General features: G+C 59.9%; 21 protein-coding genes and 1 riboswitch. Of the genes, 10 read left to right on the plus strand and 11 right to left on the minus strand.

Going from position 1 to position 15,317, the window contains the following annotated elements:
* Positions 1 to 242 precede the first annotated feature (242 nt).
* The 3 genes from J5276_RS10350 to J5276_RS10360 all read left to right on the plus strand — a co-directional run bounded on the left by J5276_RS10350 (position 243) and on the right by J5276_RS10360 (position 2,899).
* Complete coding sequence (locus J5276_RS10350) at positions 243 to 1,151, plus strand: proline/glycine betaine ABC transporter permease (protein WP_003511991.1); 909 nt, start codon at positions 243 to 245, stop codon at positions 1,149 to 1,151.
* Positions 1,144 to 2,250 (plus strand): glycine betaine/L-proline ABC transporter ATP-binding protein, encoded by a 1,107-nt coding sequence (locus tag J5276_RS10355; protein ID WP_112155240.1) that lies wholly within the window; start codon positions 1,144 to 1,146, stop codon positions 2,248 to 2,250. Before J5276_RS10350 ends, J5276_RS10355 begins: the two co-directional genes overlap by 8 nt.
* Positions 2,251 to 2,617: 367 nt before the next feature.
* Positions 2,618 to 2,899: a hypothetical protein gene (locus J5276_RS10360; protein ID WP_038490269.1), complete on the plus strand. Its 282-nt coding sequence runs from the start codon at positions 2,618 to 2,620 to the stop codon at positions 2,897 to 2,899.
* Positions 2,900 to 2,909: 10 nt separating this feature from the next.
* Here the strand turns inward: J5276_RS10360 and dmeF are convergent, their stop codons facing one another.
* Together dmeF and dmeR are read right to left on the minus strand one after the other, a co-directional pair.
* A complete protein-coding gene (gene dmeF, locus J5276_RS10365; RefSeq protein WP_112155239.1) occupies positions 2,910 to 3,920 on the minus strand; it encodes a CDF family Co(II)/Ni(II) efflux transporter DmeF in 1,011 nt (336 codons plus the stop codon).
* 81 nt (positions 3,921 to 4,001) lie between these two features.
* Positions 4,002 to 4,274 carry a Ni(II)/Co(II)-sensing transcriptional repressor DmeR gene (gene dmeR / locus J5276_RS10370; protein WP_003494395.1) on the minus strand — a complete coding sequence of 91 codons (273 nt, stop codon included), beginning with the start codon at positions 4,272 to 4,274 and terminating at the stop codon, positions 4,002 to 4,004.
* A gap of 127 nt (positions 4,275 to 4,401) precedes the next feature.
* Between dmeR and J5276_RS10375 the strand changes: the two genes are divergently transcribed.
* The 4 genes from J5276_RS10375 (at position 4,402) to J5276_RS10390 (ending at position 6,547) form a co-directional block, all read left to right on the plus strand.
* Positions 4,402 to 4,755, plus strand: a complete 354-nt coding sequence (locus tag J5276_RS10375; RefSeq protein WP_111789383.1) for a hypothetical protein — start codon at positions 4,402 to 4,404, stop codon at positions 4,753 to 4,755.
* A 96-nt stretch (positions 4,756 to 4,851) separates the two neighbouring features.
* Positions 4,852 to 5,265 (plus strand): helix-turn-helix domain-containing protein, encoded by a 414-nt coding sequence (locus J5276_RS10380; RefSeq protein ID WP_025592768.1) that lies wholly within the window; start codon positions 4,852 to 4,854, stop codon positions 5,263 to 5,265.
* Positions 5,266 to 5,470: 205 nt separating this feature from the next.
* Positions 5,471 to 5,959, plus strand: coding sequence for a GNAT family N-acetyltransferase (locus J5276_RS10385; protein ID WP_003511975.1), 489 nt, complete (start codon positions 5,471 to 5,473; stop codon positions 5,957 to 5,959).
* A gap of 21 nt (positions 5,960 to 5,980) precedes the next feature.
* Entirely contained in the window at positions 5,981 to 6,547 is a 567-nt protein-coding gene (locus J5276_RS10390) for a type 1 glutamine amidotransferase family protein (protein WP_112155238.1), read from the plus strand.
* Between the two features lie 104 nt (positions 6,548 to 6,651).
* On the opposite strand, the gene J5276_RS10395 is transcribed toward J5276_RS10390, so the two are convergent.
* The 6 genes from J5276_RS10395 to J5276_RS10420 form a co-directional block, all read right to left on the minus strand.
* Positions 6,652 to 6,966 (minus strand): hypothetical protein, encoded by a 315-nt coding sequence (locus J5276_RS10395; protein WP_111789385.1) that lies wholly within the window; start codon positions 6,964 to 6,966, stop codon positions 6,652 to 6,654.
* Between the two features lie 4 nt (positions 6,967 to 6,970).
* The gene (locus J5276_RS10400; protein ID WP_038490258.1) at positions 6,971 to 7,687 is read right to left on the minus strand and encodes a CbtA family protein; all 717 of its coding nucleotides are present in this window, start codon (positions 7,685 to 7,687) and stop codon (positions 6,971 to 6,973) included.
* A 10-nt stretch (positions 7,688 to 7,697) separates the two neighbouring features.
* Positions 7,698 to 7,880 carry a CbtB domain-containing protein gene (locus J5276_RS10405; RefSeq protein ID WP_111796179.1) on the minus strand — a complete coding sequence of 61 codons (183 nt, stop codon included), beginning with the start codon at positions 7,878 to 7,880 and terminating at the stop codon, positions 7,698 to 7,700.
* 165 nt (positions 7,881 to 8,045) lie between these two features.
* Positions 8,046 to 8,271: riboswitch (cobalamin riboswitch) on the minus strand.
* 91 nt (positions 8,272 to 8,362) lie between these two features.
* Complete coding sequence (locus J5276_RS10410; RefSeq protein ID WP_003511962.1) at positions 8,363 to 9,283, minus strand: cytochrome c; 921 nt, start codon at positions 9,281 to 9,283, stop codon at positions 8,363 to 8,365.
* 86 nt (positions 9,284 to 9,369) lie between these two features.
* A complete protein-coding gene (locus tag J5276_RS10415) occupies positions 9,370 to 9,804 on the minus strand; it encodes a cytochrome c (RefSeq protein ID WP_003511961.1) in 435 nt (144 codons plus the stop codon).
* Positions 9,805 to 9,919: 115 nt separating this feature from the next.
* Positions 9,920 to 10,549 carry a LysE family translocator gene (locus J5276_RS10420; protein ID WP_003511960.1) on the minus strand — a complete coding sequence of 210 codons (630 nt, stop codon included), beginning with the start codon at positions 10,547 to 10,549 and terminating at the stop codon, positions 9,920 to 9,922.
* Between the two features lie 133 nt (positions 10,550 to 10,682).
* On the opposite strand from J5276_RS10420, the gene J5276_RS10425 reads away from it, so the two are divergent.
* Positions 10,683 to 11,408, plus strand: coding sequence for a YafY family protein (locus tag J5276_RS10425; protein WP_112155236.1), 726 nt, complete (start codon positions 10,683 to 10,685; stop codon positions 11,406 to 11,408).
* A gap of 110 nt (positions 11,409 to 11,518) precedes the next feature.
* Here the strand turns inward: J5276_RS10425 and J5276_RS10430 are convergent, their stop codons facing one another.
* Together J5276_RS10430 and J5276_RS10435 are read right to left on the minus strand one after the other, a co-directional pair.
* Positions 11,519 to 12,388: a metallophosphoesterase gene (locus tag J5276_RS10430; RefSeq protein ID WP_080799133.1), complete on the minus strand. Its 870-nt coding sequence runs from the start codon at positions 12,386 to 12,388 to the stop codon at positions 11,519 to 11,521.
* A gap of 132 nt (positions 12,389 to 12,520) precedes the next feature.
* A complete protein-coding gene (locus J5276_RS10435) occupies positions 12,521 to 13,123 on the minus strand; it encodes a superoxide dismutase (protein ID WP_003511955.1) in 603 nt (200 codons plus the stop codon).
* A gap of 220 nt (positions 13,124 to 13,343) precedes the next feature.
* Between J5276_RS10435 and J5276_RS10440 the strand changes: the two genes are divergently transcribed.
* Positions 13,344 to 13,688, plus strand: coding sequence for a hypothetical protein (locus tag J5276_RS10440; protein WP_174011270.1), 345 nt, complete (start codon positions 13,344 to 13,346; stop codon positions 13,686 to 13,688).
* 4 nt (positions 13,689 to 13,692) lie between these two features.
* Here J5276_RS10440 and J5276_RS10445 read toward each other — a convergent pair whose 3' ends face one another.
* Positions 13,693 to 14,235, minus strand: coding sequence for a GNAT family N-acetyltransferase (locus J5276_RS10445; protein WP_003511952.1), 543 nt, complete (start codon positions 14,233 to 14,235; stop codon positions 13,693 to 13,695).
* A gap of 95 nt (positions 14,236 to 14,330) precedes the next feature.
* On the opposite strand from J5276_RS10445, the gene J5276_RS10450 reads away from it, so the two are divergent.
* The gene (locus J5276_RS10450; RefSeq protein ID WP_065702667.1) at positions 14,331 to 15,218 is read left to right on the plus strand and encodes a LysR family transcriptional regulator; all 888 of its coding nucleotides are present in this window, start codon (positions 14,331 to 14,333) and stop codon (positions 15,216 to 15,218) included.
* Positions 15,219 to 15,317: the final 99 nt, after the last annotated feature.

Below are 15,317 nucleotides of genomic sequence, written 5' to 3' on the forward strand. Positions count from 1 at the left end.
CTTGGGTTTGTATCCTTAGCTTACCCCCCTCTGCCCTGCCGGGCATCTCCCCCTCAAGGGGGGAGATCGACCTGCGGCAAGGCCTCGCTCCACTCCAACCTAGCGGATGAAGCGATGTGGCGCGTCTTGCCGATCTCCCCCCTTGAGGGGGAGATGTCCGGCAGGACAGAGGGGGGTGCCCGCACGCTCCAGCGACTCCATTGTCCCTCCCATTCATCCAAACCAAAGGGAAAACAACAATAATGGCCCTCTGTAACTATCTGCCGGATATGCTGTGCAAGTTTCCGGCCATCGATAACGGCACGATGCGTGTGGCACGCAAGACCATCGATGACGGTTTTCGCGATATCGTGCGCAATTACGGCGATGCGATCGATGTGATCGTGCATCCGCTGCAGCTCTTTCTCAACTCCTCGGAGCGGCTGTTCATCCAGACCCCGTGGATCGTCACTATGCTGGTCATTCTGGCGATCGTGCATCTGGCCGGGCGCAGCTTCAAGATCACCGGTGGCACGGCCATCTCCCTGCTCATGATCGGCGCAGTCGGCCTCTGGCGCGACGCCATGACGACGCTTTCCATCGTCGCCATCGCCACGCTGATCGCCATCGTCATCGGCCTGCCGCTCGGCATTTTGATGGGACGCTCCGAACGGTTGCAGCGTATCATCAATCCCGTGCTCGACGTGATGCAGACCCTGCCAAGCTTCGTTTATCTCATCCCCGTGGTGGTGATTTTCGGCATCGGCAAGGTACCGGGCCTGATCGCAGTGGTGATCTACGCCATTCCGCCCGTCATCCGCCTGACCAGCCTCGGCATCCGCCTGGTAGACCGGGAAGTGCTGGAAGCCGCCGATGCCTTCGGCTCCTCCAACGGCCAGAAGCTGTTTAATGTGCAGCTGCCGCTGGCGTTGCCCACCATCATGACCGGCATCAACCAGACCATCATGATGGCACTCGCCATGGTCGTCGTCGCCTCCATGGTCGGTGTCGGCGGGCTCGGCAAGAATGTCTTGCAGGCCATCAACAACCAGTTTTTCACGGTGGGCTTCCTGAACGGTTTCGCTCTGGTCGCCATCGCCATCATGTTCGACCGGGCAAGCCAGGCTTTCGGCAAGCGCCTGCAGAAATACCGCGAGGTCTCCCATGGCTAAAAGCATCGAAATCAGGAATCTTTACAAGATCTTCGGCAAGCATCCCGAGAAATATCTCGAAGCGGTGCGATCAGGCATGGACAAGGTCGAGCTGAACGACAAACACAACCATGTGCTTGGCCTCAACAACATCAACATCACCATGCCGGGCGGCAAGATCACCGTGATCATGGGGCTTTCCGGTTCCGGCAAGTCGACGCTGATCCGCCACATCAACCGGCTGATCGACCCGACCGCAGGTGAGGTTCTCTACGACGGCGAGGACATTTGCGGCATGAGCACTTCGGCGCTGCGGAAATTCCGCCGTCACAAAACGGCGATGGTGTTCCAGAAATTCGGCCTCCTGCCGCATCGCACCGTGCTGGAAAACAGCGTCTACGGCCTCGATATTCAGGGCATGCCACGCAAGGACAGCGAAGAGAAAGGCCGTTACTGGCTGGATCGTGTCGGTCTTGCCGGCTATGAGGATTATTATCCGAACCAGCTTTCCGGCGGCATGCAGCAGCGTGTCGGCCTTGCCCGCGCGCTTGCCAACGATGCCGATATTCTCCTGATGGACGAGGCCTATTCGGCTCTCGATCCGCTGATCCGTGTCGATATGCAGACGATGCTGCTGGACCTTCAGCAGGAGCTGAAAAAGACAGTAGTGTTCATCACCCACGATCTGGATGAGGCTTTGCGGCTCGGCGACCACATTGCCATTCTGAAAGACGGCCAAGTGGTGCAGCAGGGCGACGGCCAGAGCATCATCCTTTCCCCTGCGGATGGTTACGTCACCGACTTCGTGCGCGACGTCAACCGCAGCCGCGTGCTTCAGGCGACCACCGTGATGGAGCCGCTGACAGCGAAACCCGAGGGCATGTCGGTGCCGGAAAACGCGACTCTGGAAACCATCGCCCGCGATATGTCGGAGGCGAACGAAACCAGCGCCCATGTGGTGGATGAAGACGGCAAGCCAGTCGGCGCCATCGGCCTCGACACGCTGGTGGCGGCGATGGTCACGCCGGCACCTCAGGAGACGGAGGCCGGGGTGGCAGTCGCGGAGGAAGCGGAAAAAATCCCGGAACCGGCGGCGCCTGTGGAGAAGGAAACCGCGTAATCCGGCACCAACAGGATTTGCCTTTCTTTCAGAGGACCGAAACAGCCCCAGCCCCGCTGCGCAAAAGACATCGGAGCTGCCTGGCTGCGTCAAAACGCTCTTTCGTCATACCGGCCTAGAGCCGGCATGACGGGAGTTGGGGTGTTTGGCGCCAGAGTTTGAGCGGCACAACAGGGTCGCCATGGCGAGCACGACGCGAAGTGAGGGCAAGGCCGGCAATGCCCGCCTTCCCATCCAACCATGCAAAAACGAAGCACCCCTTTGCCACGTGTCAAGCCGGGAACGACATTGCAATGCAGCAAGCGCAAGCTTCGGGCAAGCCGCCGCCGTTAACCATTTGTTAACTTTTGAACGCGGAATCACTGGCATGCAGATCGAAAGCAATATTGGCGGATACAATTATCAGGCTCGTGTCCGCGACATTGAAAAACCCGGCAGCGCGCAGAGCGCGCCCGAGGAACAGGCCGTTAAACGCGGCCCCGGCAACCCGACCGTTTCCAGCACCGTTCTTTCCCGTTCGCTGGCCAACGTGCTGTGGGCCGTCGGCAATGGCAGCGCGCCGGCCCACACGCCGGCTGCGACCTCCGCCGAAGACAAGGCAGAAGCGCAGGCCGAATGGGTGCGCAGCGCCTATTCCGAATACGAATAGATGATTCCGATCAGGCCCTTGCCGGGCTGACCTCCACCGTTACATGTGAGAGTTCATGTATGGCTGCAAGCTTCTGCTTGTAGAAAGCCGGCGCCTTCGGCACCTGCGAGTGGATGGCGACAATGGCAGCGTGATGCCCCGGCCCCACCTGCCAGACGTGCAGGTCGGTGATGCGATCTTCTTCCGTTTCCACGCTTTCACGAATTTCCTGCGGCAAGTCCTCCGTCAGCGGAACCGCATCAACCAGCGTCGTTGCCGTGGAGCGAATGAGTCCCCATGACCAGCGGGCAATCACCACACCGCCGACAATACCCATCAACGGATCGAGGAAGGACCAGCCGTTCCACTTGCCGAGCAGCAGCGCGACAATGGCGAGAACGGAAGTCAGCGCATCGGCGAGTACATGCAGATAGGCTGCGCGCAGATTATTGTCCCTGCCGCCCTTCGCACCATGTTCGCCGTGATGCGCGTGCGAGCCGTGATCGTGATGGGCGTGGCTGCCATGGCCGTGATGGGCATGCGAACCATGTGCGTGACCATGGCCATGGCCATGATCGTGGTCATCCTTCAACAGCACGGCGCTGACGAGATTGACGGCAAGACCGATGACGGCGACGAGGATCGCCTGATTGAAGTCGATCTGAACAGGATTGAAAAGCCGCATCGCACTTTCAACGGCGATGAGCAGCGCCACCACCGCCAGCACGATGGCGCTGGCAAAACCGGCGAGATCACCGAACTTGCCGGTGCCGAAGGTGAAGCGCGGATTGCGCGCCTCACGCCGGGCATAGAGATAGGCCAGCGCCGAGATGAGCATTGCGCCCGCATGGGTGGACATGTGCCAGCCATCCGCCGTCAGCGCCATGGAACCGAACCAGTGGCCAGCGACGATCTCCGCCACCATCATGACTGTGGTCAGCGCAATCACCATCCACACGCGCTTTTCATTGCGCTCATGGTTACGGCCTAGGAAAACATGGTCGTGGCCGGACGCTGCGGGAAATTCGGATGTCGTCGTCATGTCGCTAATCCTGTTCGATCCTGGAATATTCTGTTTCACGCATGTCTTTTCCCAAAGCCGCGGACACTTTTGGGAGAGAGGTTAGCGGATGTAGGTCTTCAGCACCTGGGCCAGCTCTTCCGCCGCACGCGCCCGCTCGTCTTCATTTTCGGCGTGCACGACGTGCTCATGCAGATGTTCCTGCATCACCTCCCCCGTCAGGCCGGAAAGCGCACCGCGCACCGAGGCCAGCAATTGCAGCACCTCGCCGCAGGGCTTGGAATCGTCCAAGGCACGCTCCACCGCCTCCATCTGCCCCTTGAGGCGACGGATGCGAGCGAGAAGCTTCTCCTTGTTGCGGATCGTATGGGACATGAGTACCTCATATACTATAGGGGGGTATACTATATTGCGATGTTTTTTGGTTCAAGCCCTGCGCGACGCAATCTTCGCGAATGTTTCGACCCCTAAAAATACCCCATGAAACTTAGGGGACTCAGTCATGACGACTATCGCAGCAACAACCAGCAGCTATTACGCAACTCCGGTCCGGACCCTTGAGGCGACAAAGACCAGGGAAACAAATGCAACCACCGAGGCCCTGCTGGAACTGACACGGGCGGCACACCGCGCGATTTCCAGCGCCGAGAGCGTTGCCGTTTCCGCCGCACCTGCCGCCGCCAGCGTTTCCGCCGGACTTGCCGCAGCACTTTGGAACCTGGACAGCGGCGCACAGGCCAGAGCCGAACCGGCGGTAGAGATCGCCGCATCAGCGCAGCCTGACGCCGCCTCCAGCATCGAGACAGAAGTTCTCAAAGCCCTGGCGCAGGCACTCGGCGTGGATGCCGCCGCCTGACACCCATTGTATGGCAGGCTGAAAAGCTATATCTCTAGAGACTAGAGCATCCGGTTCGTTCTTGTCCCGGCTGCTCTTGAGGATATGGAGAAGGCAATGCTGTCCATCGGTGAATTGTCCAAACGTACCGGCGTGAAGGTTCCGACGATCCGCTATTATGAGCAGATGGGCCTCATCCGCGAGGCAGACCGCTCGGAAGGCAACCAGCGCCGTTACGAAAAATCCGATCTCGAAAGGCTGGCTTTCATCCGCCATGCCCGCGATATCGGGCTCAATATCGACGCCATCAGAGAATTGATCGCGCTCAGCCAGCACCGGCAAATGCCGTGCGAGGGTGCGGATCGCATTGCCGCCGAACACCTCGCCCATGTGCGCGAAAAAATCAGCAGCCTCAAGAAGCTCGAGCATGAGCTGGAACGTATCGTCTCCCATTGCCATGGTCATTCGATCGAGGATTGTTACGTCATCCGCGCACTTTCCGACCATGGCATGTGCGAAGGCGAGCATTGAGGCTAAACAGCAGGCTTGACAGATTTCAGATTCGAGCGCATTGCATGGAAATGATCAACGAACGCGCACCCATCTCCTGCTCGTACTTTTGGGCCTACCTGTAAAGGGCGGCTCGACAGATCATTTTGTCAACAAGCCGCCGTCAGGCGGCTTTGTTGTTTTTCAAGCGTCCTGACGGCACCGATAAAACCGAAGGACCAGAAAAATGACCGAAGATAGTTCCCTTACACTGGAAAGACCGCCCGTCGTCATCATTCGTGGCGCACGCAAGACCGATTTGCCTGAGCTCAATGAGATGATCACCCTGCTTGCCACCTTTCATGGCGATGCGGCGGCGATTACGCCGGCGAAACTGGAACGCGACCTGTTCGGCCCGCTTCCCTGGGTGCATGGGCTGGTTGCGGAAGCCGACGGCGCATTGATCGGTTACGCCCTGATGCTGCCGCTCTACAGGGCGCAGGAAGGCCGCCGCGGGCTTGAGCTGCACCATCTTTTCGTGCGTGACGGTCACCGCGGACATGGCACCGGCCAGCACCTGGTTTCCCGCGCCCGCGATATCGCCAAGCGCCTCGGTTGCGACTATCTTTCCGTCAGCGCCACGACCGGCAATGTCGCCGCGCATCGTTTCTACGAAAGCATGGATTTCGCGCCGCGCCCGGTCACCGGCATGCGCTACATGCAGTCTATCGCCTGATTGCAACCTTCGGAGACGGCCATGACACGGATTGCCATTGCGCTTGCGCAGGATTTTGCGGACTGGGAACCGGCGCTGCTTGCCGCCGCCGCGCGCGGCTATCTCGGCGTCGAGATCGTTTACGCAACCCCGGACGGCCGGCCCGTGGCTTCAATGGGCGGGCTCAACGTTACGCCCAACACATCCTATGATGCGCTTGATCCTGCTAACATCGATGCGCTCGTCATTCCCGGCGGCCTCGGCTGGGAAAAGGGAACGGCTGTCGATCTTGGCGGGCTGGTACAGCGGTTTCGCGAGAAGGGCCGACTGGTTGCCGGCATCTGCGCGGCTGCCAGCGCGCTTGCAGGCACGGGCGCCCTTGATGACGTCGCCCATACCGGAAATTCGCTCGCCTCTCACAAGGCCTATCCGTCCTATCGCGGCGAAGCGCTCTATCGCGACCAGCCGAAGGCGGTCAGCGATGGCGGAATCGTAACCGCAGCCGGCAGTGCACCCGTCAGTTTCGCAGTGGAAATTCTGAAACACCTCGGCCTCTTTGGTCCGGAAGCCGAGGCGGAACTTCAGGTTTTTGCGGCGGAGCACCGGTGAGGCTCACCTTGGTGTTGGGAGTTTTGCGGATCCTCCCACCTCATTCCTGTGCTTGTCACAGGAATGAGGGTGGTGGGGAAGTTAAGCCGCGAGACCATCACAAATCACCCCTGATCAAGCACCCGGCAGACACGGGGCGCGACATCCCCGCCCTCCCCCGCAATCGCACGGCGGATATCGCGGCTGTTGAGATGCAGACTGCGACCGGCCGGCAAAGCCGAGCGTTTTATCTTGGCAAGGGCTGCGGCCGTAAAGGCAGCCTCATTCTCATGAAAATAGGCGAGCGCCGCTTCCCGTTCCGGGCTGACGCCAAGGACTGCCTTGAAGGCAAGGCGGTGCACGGCGCAGGAAGCGCCGTGACCGGGAACGGCAAAACGCAGCGCGTCGAGTTCCTCACTCCATTCGGCTGCGTCCTGCATGGATTTAAGCCTGCTGGAAGCGCTTCAGGAAAAACGCGCTCAATGTTCCGAGCAAGGCCCAGAAGACAAAGCTGGTCACGGTGGCGGCGACGATGAACTGTCGTTCCAGCGGCAGCGGTGCCAGCGCATGTTCACCTTCCGGCGGCAGGGGCGCGCCCACCACATGTGGAGCAACGATCAACACCAGTGCGAGCACGATTGCCCAGGGTTCGCGCCGGAATGCGATCAGCGCGATGCCGCCTGCGGTCGCCGCAACCGTCGAAAGCCACCAGATTTGACGCGCCTCAAGCGCGGCCGCCGGGCTGCCCGGCAGTTCCGGCGGCAGGCCGATCATCGGCGCAAGCATGACGGCGGCAAAACCGGCCACACCCCACAAAAGGCCTTCGCGCCAGCCGGCATCGGTGCCGCGCAGCGAGATGAGGCCGGTCAGCACCAGCGCATAACCGATGGCGGTCAGCACGTTGGCGGCGACCGTATAGGCGGTGCGCTCGAAGCCGTCGGCCGGAGACCAGGCTTCCTCATTATGTTCGTGCGCGGGAACGGCAGCGCCGGTCGTGGCCGGAGCATCGTGGCTGTGGGGCGCTTCGCCACCCGCATTTTCATAGGTTTCCGCCTTCAGGATCAGCGGCGTGGTGCCGAAAGCCTGCATGGCCGAAACGGCGAAGCCGCCAACGATGCCGACGAGGACGGCGGTAAAAACTATACTGCGAAAGAACGACATGCTTTTTCCCTCAATGGCAAGGGAAAGCATTGGCATGACGTGTGTCATGCGCAGCGTTGTGAACGGCTTCCACATGCGAAAAGCCGACAAAACCGACGACGAACAGACCAAGCACGATCGCCGTCAGCGATTGCGCCAAGCTCCCCGTTTTTGCTGAAACGGCGGCATTTGCCGTATTCTGGTTGATGGACATGGTGACCCCTCTTACGGCGCGACCCCGCGCCTTTAGACGCGGCGGAACGGCAAACGCCGTGCAGCCGCATGCGATACACTTCACCACGGGGATACGAGACTGACACAGGGCGGCACGTTCAAGCGCCACCACCCTGAAATTCCGCTCTTCCGGACACCCCGCCGGCATGGACATTTCCGTGATGGCAGGTCTCCTGGCTTACGGGTCAAAACCTGAAACACCTTCCCGGCATTGCCCTCGCCCATATCCGGCGAGATGCTTACCAGTGGCATTTCGTTTCAGGCTCTCCGCTCACAGTTGCGGGGGCAGCCACGAATGAGGATGTCTCCCTATCGTGTTCCCTTTTCACCTTCCGGAACGCCCGGAAGGAACCATCACAGGATCGTTATCCGATGGGTGCGGGTGCGAGTCAATGGCAGGCCGGCGTGAGAATTGCGCGCCGTGGCTGGATGCCGGATCAAGTCCGGCATGACGGCAAAGGGCTACCGTGCCGGGATGGCCTTCAGATAGGCGGCGATCGCATTGCGGTCTTCGGCCGTCAGATGCGCCATATTCTGCTGCACCTTGACCATGGAGCCGCCGACGCTGTCGAATTCCGGGGTGAAGCCGGTTTCCAGATAGTTGGCAATATCGGCCGCCTCCCAGCTTCCGACGCTCTGCGAGCCGGGGGTAATATCGGGAATGCGGCCCTCGCCTTCGGGATTGGGACCACCGGCCAGCCATTTGCCATCGAGAAAACCGCCAAGCGCATTGCGCGGCGTGTGACATTCGCCGCAATGGCCCGGGCCTTCCACCAGATATTGGCCGCGCAGCAATTCGGCATTGGCATCGGCAAGCTCGACGCGGGGTGGCGCGGATGTATCGAAATAGAGGAATTTCCAGCCGCCCAATGCCATGCGCATGTTGAAGGGGAACGGCAGTTCGTGATCCGGCGCGTCATTCTGGCTGGCGGGCAGAACCCGCAAATAACCGAAGAGATCGTTGATGTCCTTCTGCGTCATGCGGGCATAGGAGGCGTAAGGGAAGGACGGGTAGAGATGTTCGCCGTTCTTGCCGACGCCGCGCGTCATCGCATCGCCGAATTCCGAAAGCGTCCAGCCGCCAATGCCATGCTGCGGATCGGAGGAAATATTGGGGACATGGAAGGTGCCGAAGGGGCTTTTCAACGCTTGCCCGCCCGAAAGCGTCAAAAGCGCATCGCCCTTGGCATCTGGTGCCGCATGGCAACTTGCGCAGCCACCCGCCCAGAACAGCGTTTCGCCATTGGCAAGGTCCGGCTCGCCAAGGCTCACCCAGTGGCTGGGTGCCTGACGCACAGGCGCGGTGACCCAGGCGAAAATGCCGAAACCGGCAATGGCCGCCACCGCGATCCCGCCCGCGAGCTTCGTCCAAATGGAGGCCATGACCCCTCTCCCCATTATCACCTGATGAGATCAGGCATCATTCCCGATGAAAAAAACGCCGCCGGGAAGCGGCGTTCTTAATAGGATCACTTCTTCAGACGGTAGGTCTGGTGGCACGCACCACAATCGGCACCGAGGGTCTGCATGGCGGCGGTGACGCCTGCCTGATCGGCGGGAAGGCTGGCGAGGACCTTGTCCGCATCGGCACCGAGCTTGGCGGCCTTGGACTTGAAGTCATCGAAATTTTCCCAGATCGCGGGTGCCGCAGAACTGCCAGTCTCGCTGCCCGGGGGAAACTGGTCGGGGAAAGCCTTGGCGTTGGTGCTGATGGTCGTCACGGCAGCCTTTACGGCTTCGGCGTCATAAGGCTTCTGGCCCTTGGAGATGGCAGCAAGCGCCCCCATGGAGCCGCCGATCTGCTTCATCATGCCTTCACGTTTTTCGACTTCGCCGGCAGCGTAGACCGCTCCGGCGCAAAGACAGCCGAAAAGCATGGCCGCCGCGATGGTTTTCAGTTTCATACACTCTCTCCTTGATTCCGGCAGATGCCGAACGCGCGATAACGGCGCGAGGATGCCCTTTCCGCATGGCGAAAAGAAGTCACATTGCAGTGAATTTCCCCAAGAAAACAGAAGTCTAGGAGAGTGCTTCCCAAAGCGTAACCAGGGCTGCGGCAATCAGCATGAAACCGGCGGCGCGGCCGATGAAAATCGTCGCGGCAGGCGAGGAAACGAGCCATGCCCGGCTTTTATCCGCCGTCAGCGCCAGAGCGCCATAGACCGTGAACTGCGTGATGGCCACCATCGCGCCCATTACCAGACCCTGCATCCAGATTGGACCATAGTCGGGTTTGAGGAATTGCGGATAGATCGCCATCATGAAGAGATAGGCTTTCGGATTGGAAAGGCAGGTGAGAACGGCCCGCCAGAACGCCTTTCTGACAGAGGCGCTCGCCTGCGCCTCATCGCCATTGACGGTGATGGCGCTGCGCATCAGCCCGACGCCGATCCAGACCATGTAAGCGGCGCCGGCGACCAGCAGCGGCAGGAACAGCGACGGCATCCAGGCGGCGAGCATGCCGACGCCCAACGCACCGTAAAGTGAATGCACCATGCCGCCGGCGCTCATGCCGCTTGCGGCGGAAAGCCCGGTTCTTTTGCCACCCGTCAACGCACTTGCCAGCACGAACAGCATATCCATGCCCGGCAGGATGATGATGCCGAACAGGACCAGAAAGAAAAGCCAGAGATTTTCGGCGTAACTCATGTCAGTATCTCCCAAAACAGTTTTCGACACATTCGGGAAAACTCATGTTTCTCAATGTGTTTTGCTGCTTATAGGAAAAGCCAACTGACAGCGTTGTGTCAGTTGCGTTGGGAAACCACCGGGAAAAACGGCAATGCGCAAGGCATCGAGACTGTTCGAGATCATCCAGATCCTGCGGGTGGCGCGCAGGCCGGTCACCGCGCAGACCATTGCCGAGGCACTGGAGGTCACGGTGCGCTCGGTCTATCGCGATATTTCGGCCCTTCAGACCATGCGCGTGCCGATCGAAGGCGAACGCGGCGTCGGTTACATCCTGCGTCCCGGCTTCAACCTGCCGCCGCTGATGTTTTCCATCGAGGAGACGGAGGCGATCGTGCTTGCGCTCGCCATGGTCGCGCGCACGGGCGATACTGAATTGCGGCAGGCGGCCAAAAAGGTCAGCGACAAGATTGCCGCATCCCTGCCCGAACCCCTGTCGAAAACCCTGTCGGCCAATGCTCTGCACGCCTGGGGCAGCATCGCGCCCTCACCCGCCGGCGTCGATCTTGCCATGGTCAGGCGGGCGGTGCGCGACGAGGAGCGGTTGGACATAACCTATGGCGATGAAACCGGCACCGAGACCCGGCGACAGATCCGGCCCATCGCCATGATCTATTATTCGGAGACGACCAACATCGTCGCTTGGTGCGAGCTAAGGCAAGCGATCCGCAATTTCCGCTCCGACCGCGTTCTGACCTGCAAGACAACCGGCAGCTTTTTCAAGATGGAAGGCGAAAGGTTGCGGCTATTGTGGATGAGCGGCTGGCAGAGCAATCAGCTGGGGACTTCGGAACGAACGACGAATCAAGCCGGCGCGTAAAGCAACTGATTTAGCGCGTCTTTCAACCTTCTTTGTGTGTCGGTGCCTCCGTCTCAACCGTCATTCCTGTGACAGGGACAGTAATGACGGTTGAGAGGGTGGTGCTGACTTCAAAGCACGTCAGCGTTATGCCGCAAATGCTCCAGCACCCTATCGTCCTCGCGCCCGAAACCGCGGATGACGATTCGGTCGGCAAACACATCGGCAATGGCGAAGGTGTTCTGGTCGGGCGTATCCACCATGCCCTTGAAGTTGACGAAGTGAGTGTTGCCCTGCACCCCGTAATTGCCCTCATGATTATGGCCGCTGAACCATGCGACGACCGAAGGGTGTACATCCAGAAGATCGAGGATGCGGGGCGCGTCCCACATATTATGGGCGTTGTTCGGATAGACCGGATAGTGGCAGAGAATGACCACTTTTTCACCCGCCGCATCCGCCTTTTGCAGAACGGTCCGCAGCCATTCGAACTGTTCGTCGCTGAGCGACGCATTCCAGTCCTGCGCATTGATCGCACCCACCTCTTGCAGGTGCTTCAGACGCTCTCGCGCTAGCGTGCGGCGTGGATCGCCGGGCGGCGGGGCAAACAGGCTGACCTCGTTGCCGTCAAGCACCACGAAACGTATCTCATCGATGGTGAAATCGTGCCAGGGCGACGCCATGCCGAGGCGGGCATGGATGGCGGACAGGTGTTCGGCGGCAACGGCGAAATCGTGATTTCCCGGCAGCATCACCGAAGGGTGGCGAAGCTGCTCGTAGACGCCAAGGATCGCATCGAAATTTTCAAAACCGCGATCGATGATATCGCCCAGCGTTACCACGAAGGCCAGTTCCTCGCGATTGAAGGCGTCGATCGCTTCGCCAAGCTTTTTCGGGCTTTCGGCATAATACCGGCCCATATCCGGGCGGGGTTCGGCATCGGCATATTGGGGATCGGCAACAATGCCGAATGAGAATAGCGGTGTGGTTTTTTCAGTCATGATGCGCCGCGATAAACCGGGCGGATGACAGGCTTGTGACAAATGGGAGCGACACGCTGGATTGTCGACCTCAAAAGCAGAACACCCGGCCTTTGGGGGGCCGGGTGCTCAAAAAATTACAATCCGCAAAACTTACTTGGAAGCGGCTTCGTAACGCTCCAGGACATAGTCCCAGTTGATGAGGTTGTCGACGAAGGCTTCGAGGTACTTCGGACGCAGGTTGCGGTAGTCGATGTAGTAGGAGTGTTCCCATACGTCGACGCCGAGGATCGGTTCTGCGCCATGAACCAGCGGATTTTCGCCGTTCGGGGTCTTGGAGATTTCGAGCTTGCCGTTCTTGACGGAAACCCATGCCCAGCCCGAGCCGAACTGCGTGGTGCCGGCAGCGATGAAATCAGCCTTGAACTTGTCGTAACCGCCGAGATCGGAGGCGAACGCCTGTTCCAGCTTGCCCGGCAGCTTGTTGCCGCCGCCGTCCTTCTTCAGCCACTTCCAGAAATGGACGTGGTTGTAATGCTGGGCAGCATTGTTGAAGAGACCAGCATTGGTGCCAAAGGACTTCTTCACGACTTCCTCAAGCGAAAGGTCGGAAAGACCGGCTTCCGCCGCCAGCTTGTTGCCGTTGTCGACATATGCCTTGTGGTGCTTGTCGTGATGGAACTCGAGCGTCTCGCGCGACATGTATGGTGCAAGCGCGTCGTAGTCGTAGGGGAGTTCAGGAAGTTCGAAGGCCATGGTTTTTACTCCTTTTTGCAGCGGGTTACCGCTCCTAGAAACCGTGTGAGCGGACCATAGGAGCGAACCTCTGTTTGGGCAACCTGTGAAATATCAAAATGTTCCGACAAAAGAGAAAATTCCTCTCAAGCCAGCCGCCACCACATTTGTTTCACAACCCTGGCGTACTGTTTTCCACCCTATCGGTTCGCTTTTGATGAAATTGCAGGAAGGAAATTCCATGACCCGCCCCATGATCCATCGCGCGCTGCTTTTCGCCGTCTTCTCCTCGCTGGCGCTACCCGCCGTCGCATCGTCTGACGATGCCTGGAAGGAATTCGTGGCGGATGTGCAGACGGCGTGCCTTGGCGCCGGCAATGACATGATCGAGGACGCCAAGGTGGTGGTCGATCCGGTGGGCAGCGAGAATTATGGCCTCGCCGTCCTCACCGGCAAGGCCAAGGGCGCGGATGCGACGATCAGCCATATCTGCGTTTACGACAAGAAGACCAAGGCCGTCGAACTCGGCAGCGAGCTTGCCGGCGATACGCTGAAGGTTGAAATCCCCGGCTCCACCAAGCCCTGAGGTTTCAGAAACGGGGCGTGGTGTCGCCATCGCCCAGCGCGCGCTGCATCAGCACCGTGTCCAGCCACTGGCCGTGTTTCCATCCGATGGACTTGAATGTGCCGACATGCTCGAAACCGGCGGCGCGGTGAACCCCGATGGAGGCGGCGTTGGCGCTATCGCCGATGACCGCAATCATCTGCCGAAAGCCGCGCGAAGTCGCATCCTCGATCAGCGCATCGAGCAGCTTGCGGCCAATTCCCATGCCCTTCATGGCCGGATCGATATAAACGGAATTCTCCACAGCAGCACCATAGGCCGGGCGCGGACGATAGGCGCCGGCATAGGCATATCCGGCTACCTTTCCGTCGATTTCGGCGACGAGATAGGAGTAGTTGCCTTCCACCAGCAATCGGCGGCGCTCAAGCATCATATCCACGCTTGGCGGATCGATCTCGAAGCTGGCGCGGCCATGCAGCACGGCATCCCGGTAGATTTCGGTAATGGCTGGAATATCCGCCTCCTCGCAGGGGCGGATGGTAAGGCTGGAAATTGTGGGAAGGGTCATTCTCGTGTCCTGTGGTCATTCACGGCATTATTGTGCATTGCGGCTCAGTCAAAATAAAGATTATCTGTCTTATACAAACGATAAGGTTTTCTTTGATGATGGACCTCGATCTGCGGCAGGTGCGCAGCTTCATGGATGTCGCCGAACTCGGCAGCTTTTCCGCCGCAGCCGATAAGGCGGGGCTGACGCAGCCGGCCATCAGCCTGCACATCCGGCTGCTGGAAAAGCAGCTCGGTGTGCGGCTGATCGAACGGGTCGGCAGGCGCGCGCAGCCGACGGCGGCGGGCCGGGACTTTCTCATCCATGCAAGACGGATTGCGGAAGAAGTGGCGCATGCCATCGATACCGTAGCCCCTCATCGCAGCGGCGTGACGGGACGCCTGCGCATCGGCACGGGCGCCACCGCCTGCATCTATCTTCTGCCGCCAGTGCTGGGCAAAATCCGCCAGGTGATGCCGGGGATAGACATCGTCGTGCAGACCGGCAATACCCACGATATACTGAGGCTTCTCGAAGCCAATACGATCGATGCGGCGGTGGTGGCCCTGCCGGCCAGCGGCCGCAGCCTCGATATCAGCGACATCCATCTCGATGAACTGGTTGCGGTTTTCCCGCTTGGCACCATCAGCGATGCAACAATCCTGAATGCCGAGACGCTTTCGACACAGCCATTGCTGCTTTACGAGGGCGGCAATACGCGCAAGCTCGTGGATCAATGGTTTTCGGCAAGCGGCCGCACCGTGCAACCCGCCATGGAACTGGGCAGCGTCGAGGCCATCAAGAAACTGGCCGGCGCGGGCCTTGGCCTTGCCATCGTGCCACGCATGGCGATGGAGCATGAAGGTGCTGCATCGGGGCTTGAATGGCGCTCGCTCGAGCCGCCGCTCGAACGGCGGATCGCCCTTGCCCTCAGACGCGACAAGCACATGACCGCGCCACTAAGGGCGCTCGCTGCTGCATTGCCAAACCTGCAGAAACGATGAAGCCCGCGTCGATTTCGGACGCGGGCTTCGATCTGTTGATGCTTGCGACTTTTTTCTTTCGCCATGCCGGATTGGATCCGGCATCCAGCCACGGCGCGT

It is taken from the genome of Agrobacterium sp. S7/73, from assembly GCF_019355535.1.
Taxonomy (GTDB): Bacteria; Pseudomonadota; Alphaproteobacteria; order Rhizobiales; family Rhizobiaceae; genus Agrobacterium; species Agrobacterium tumefaciens.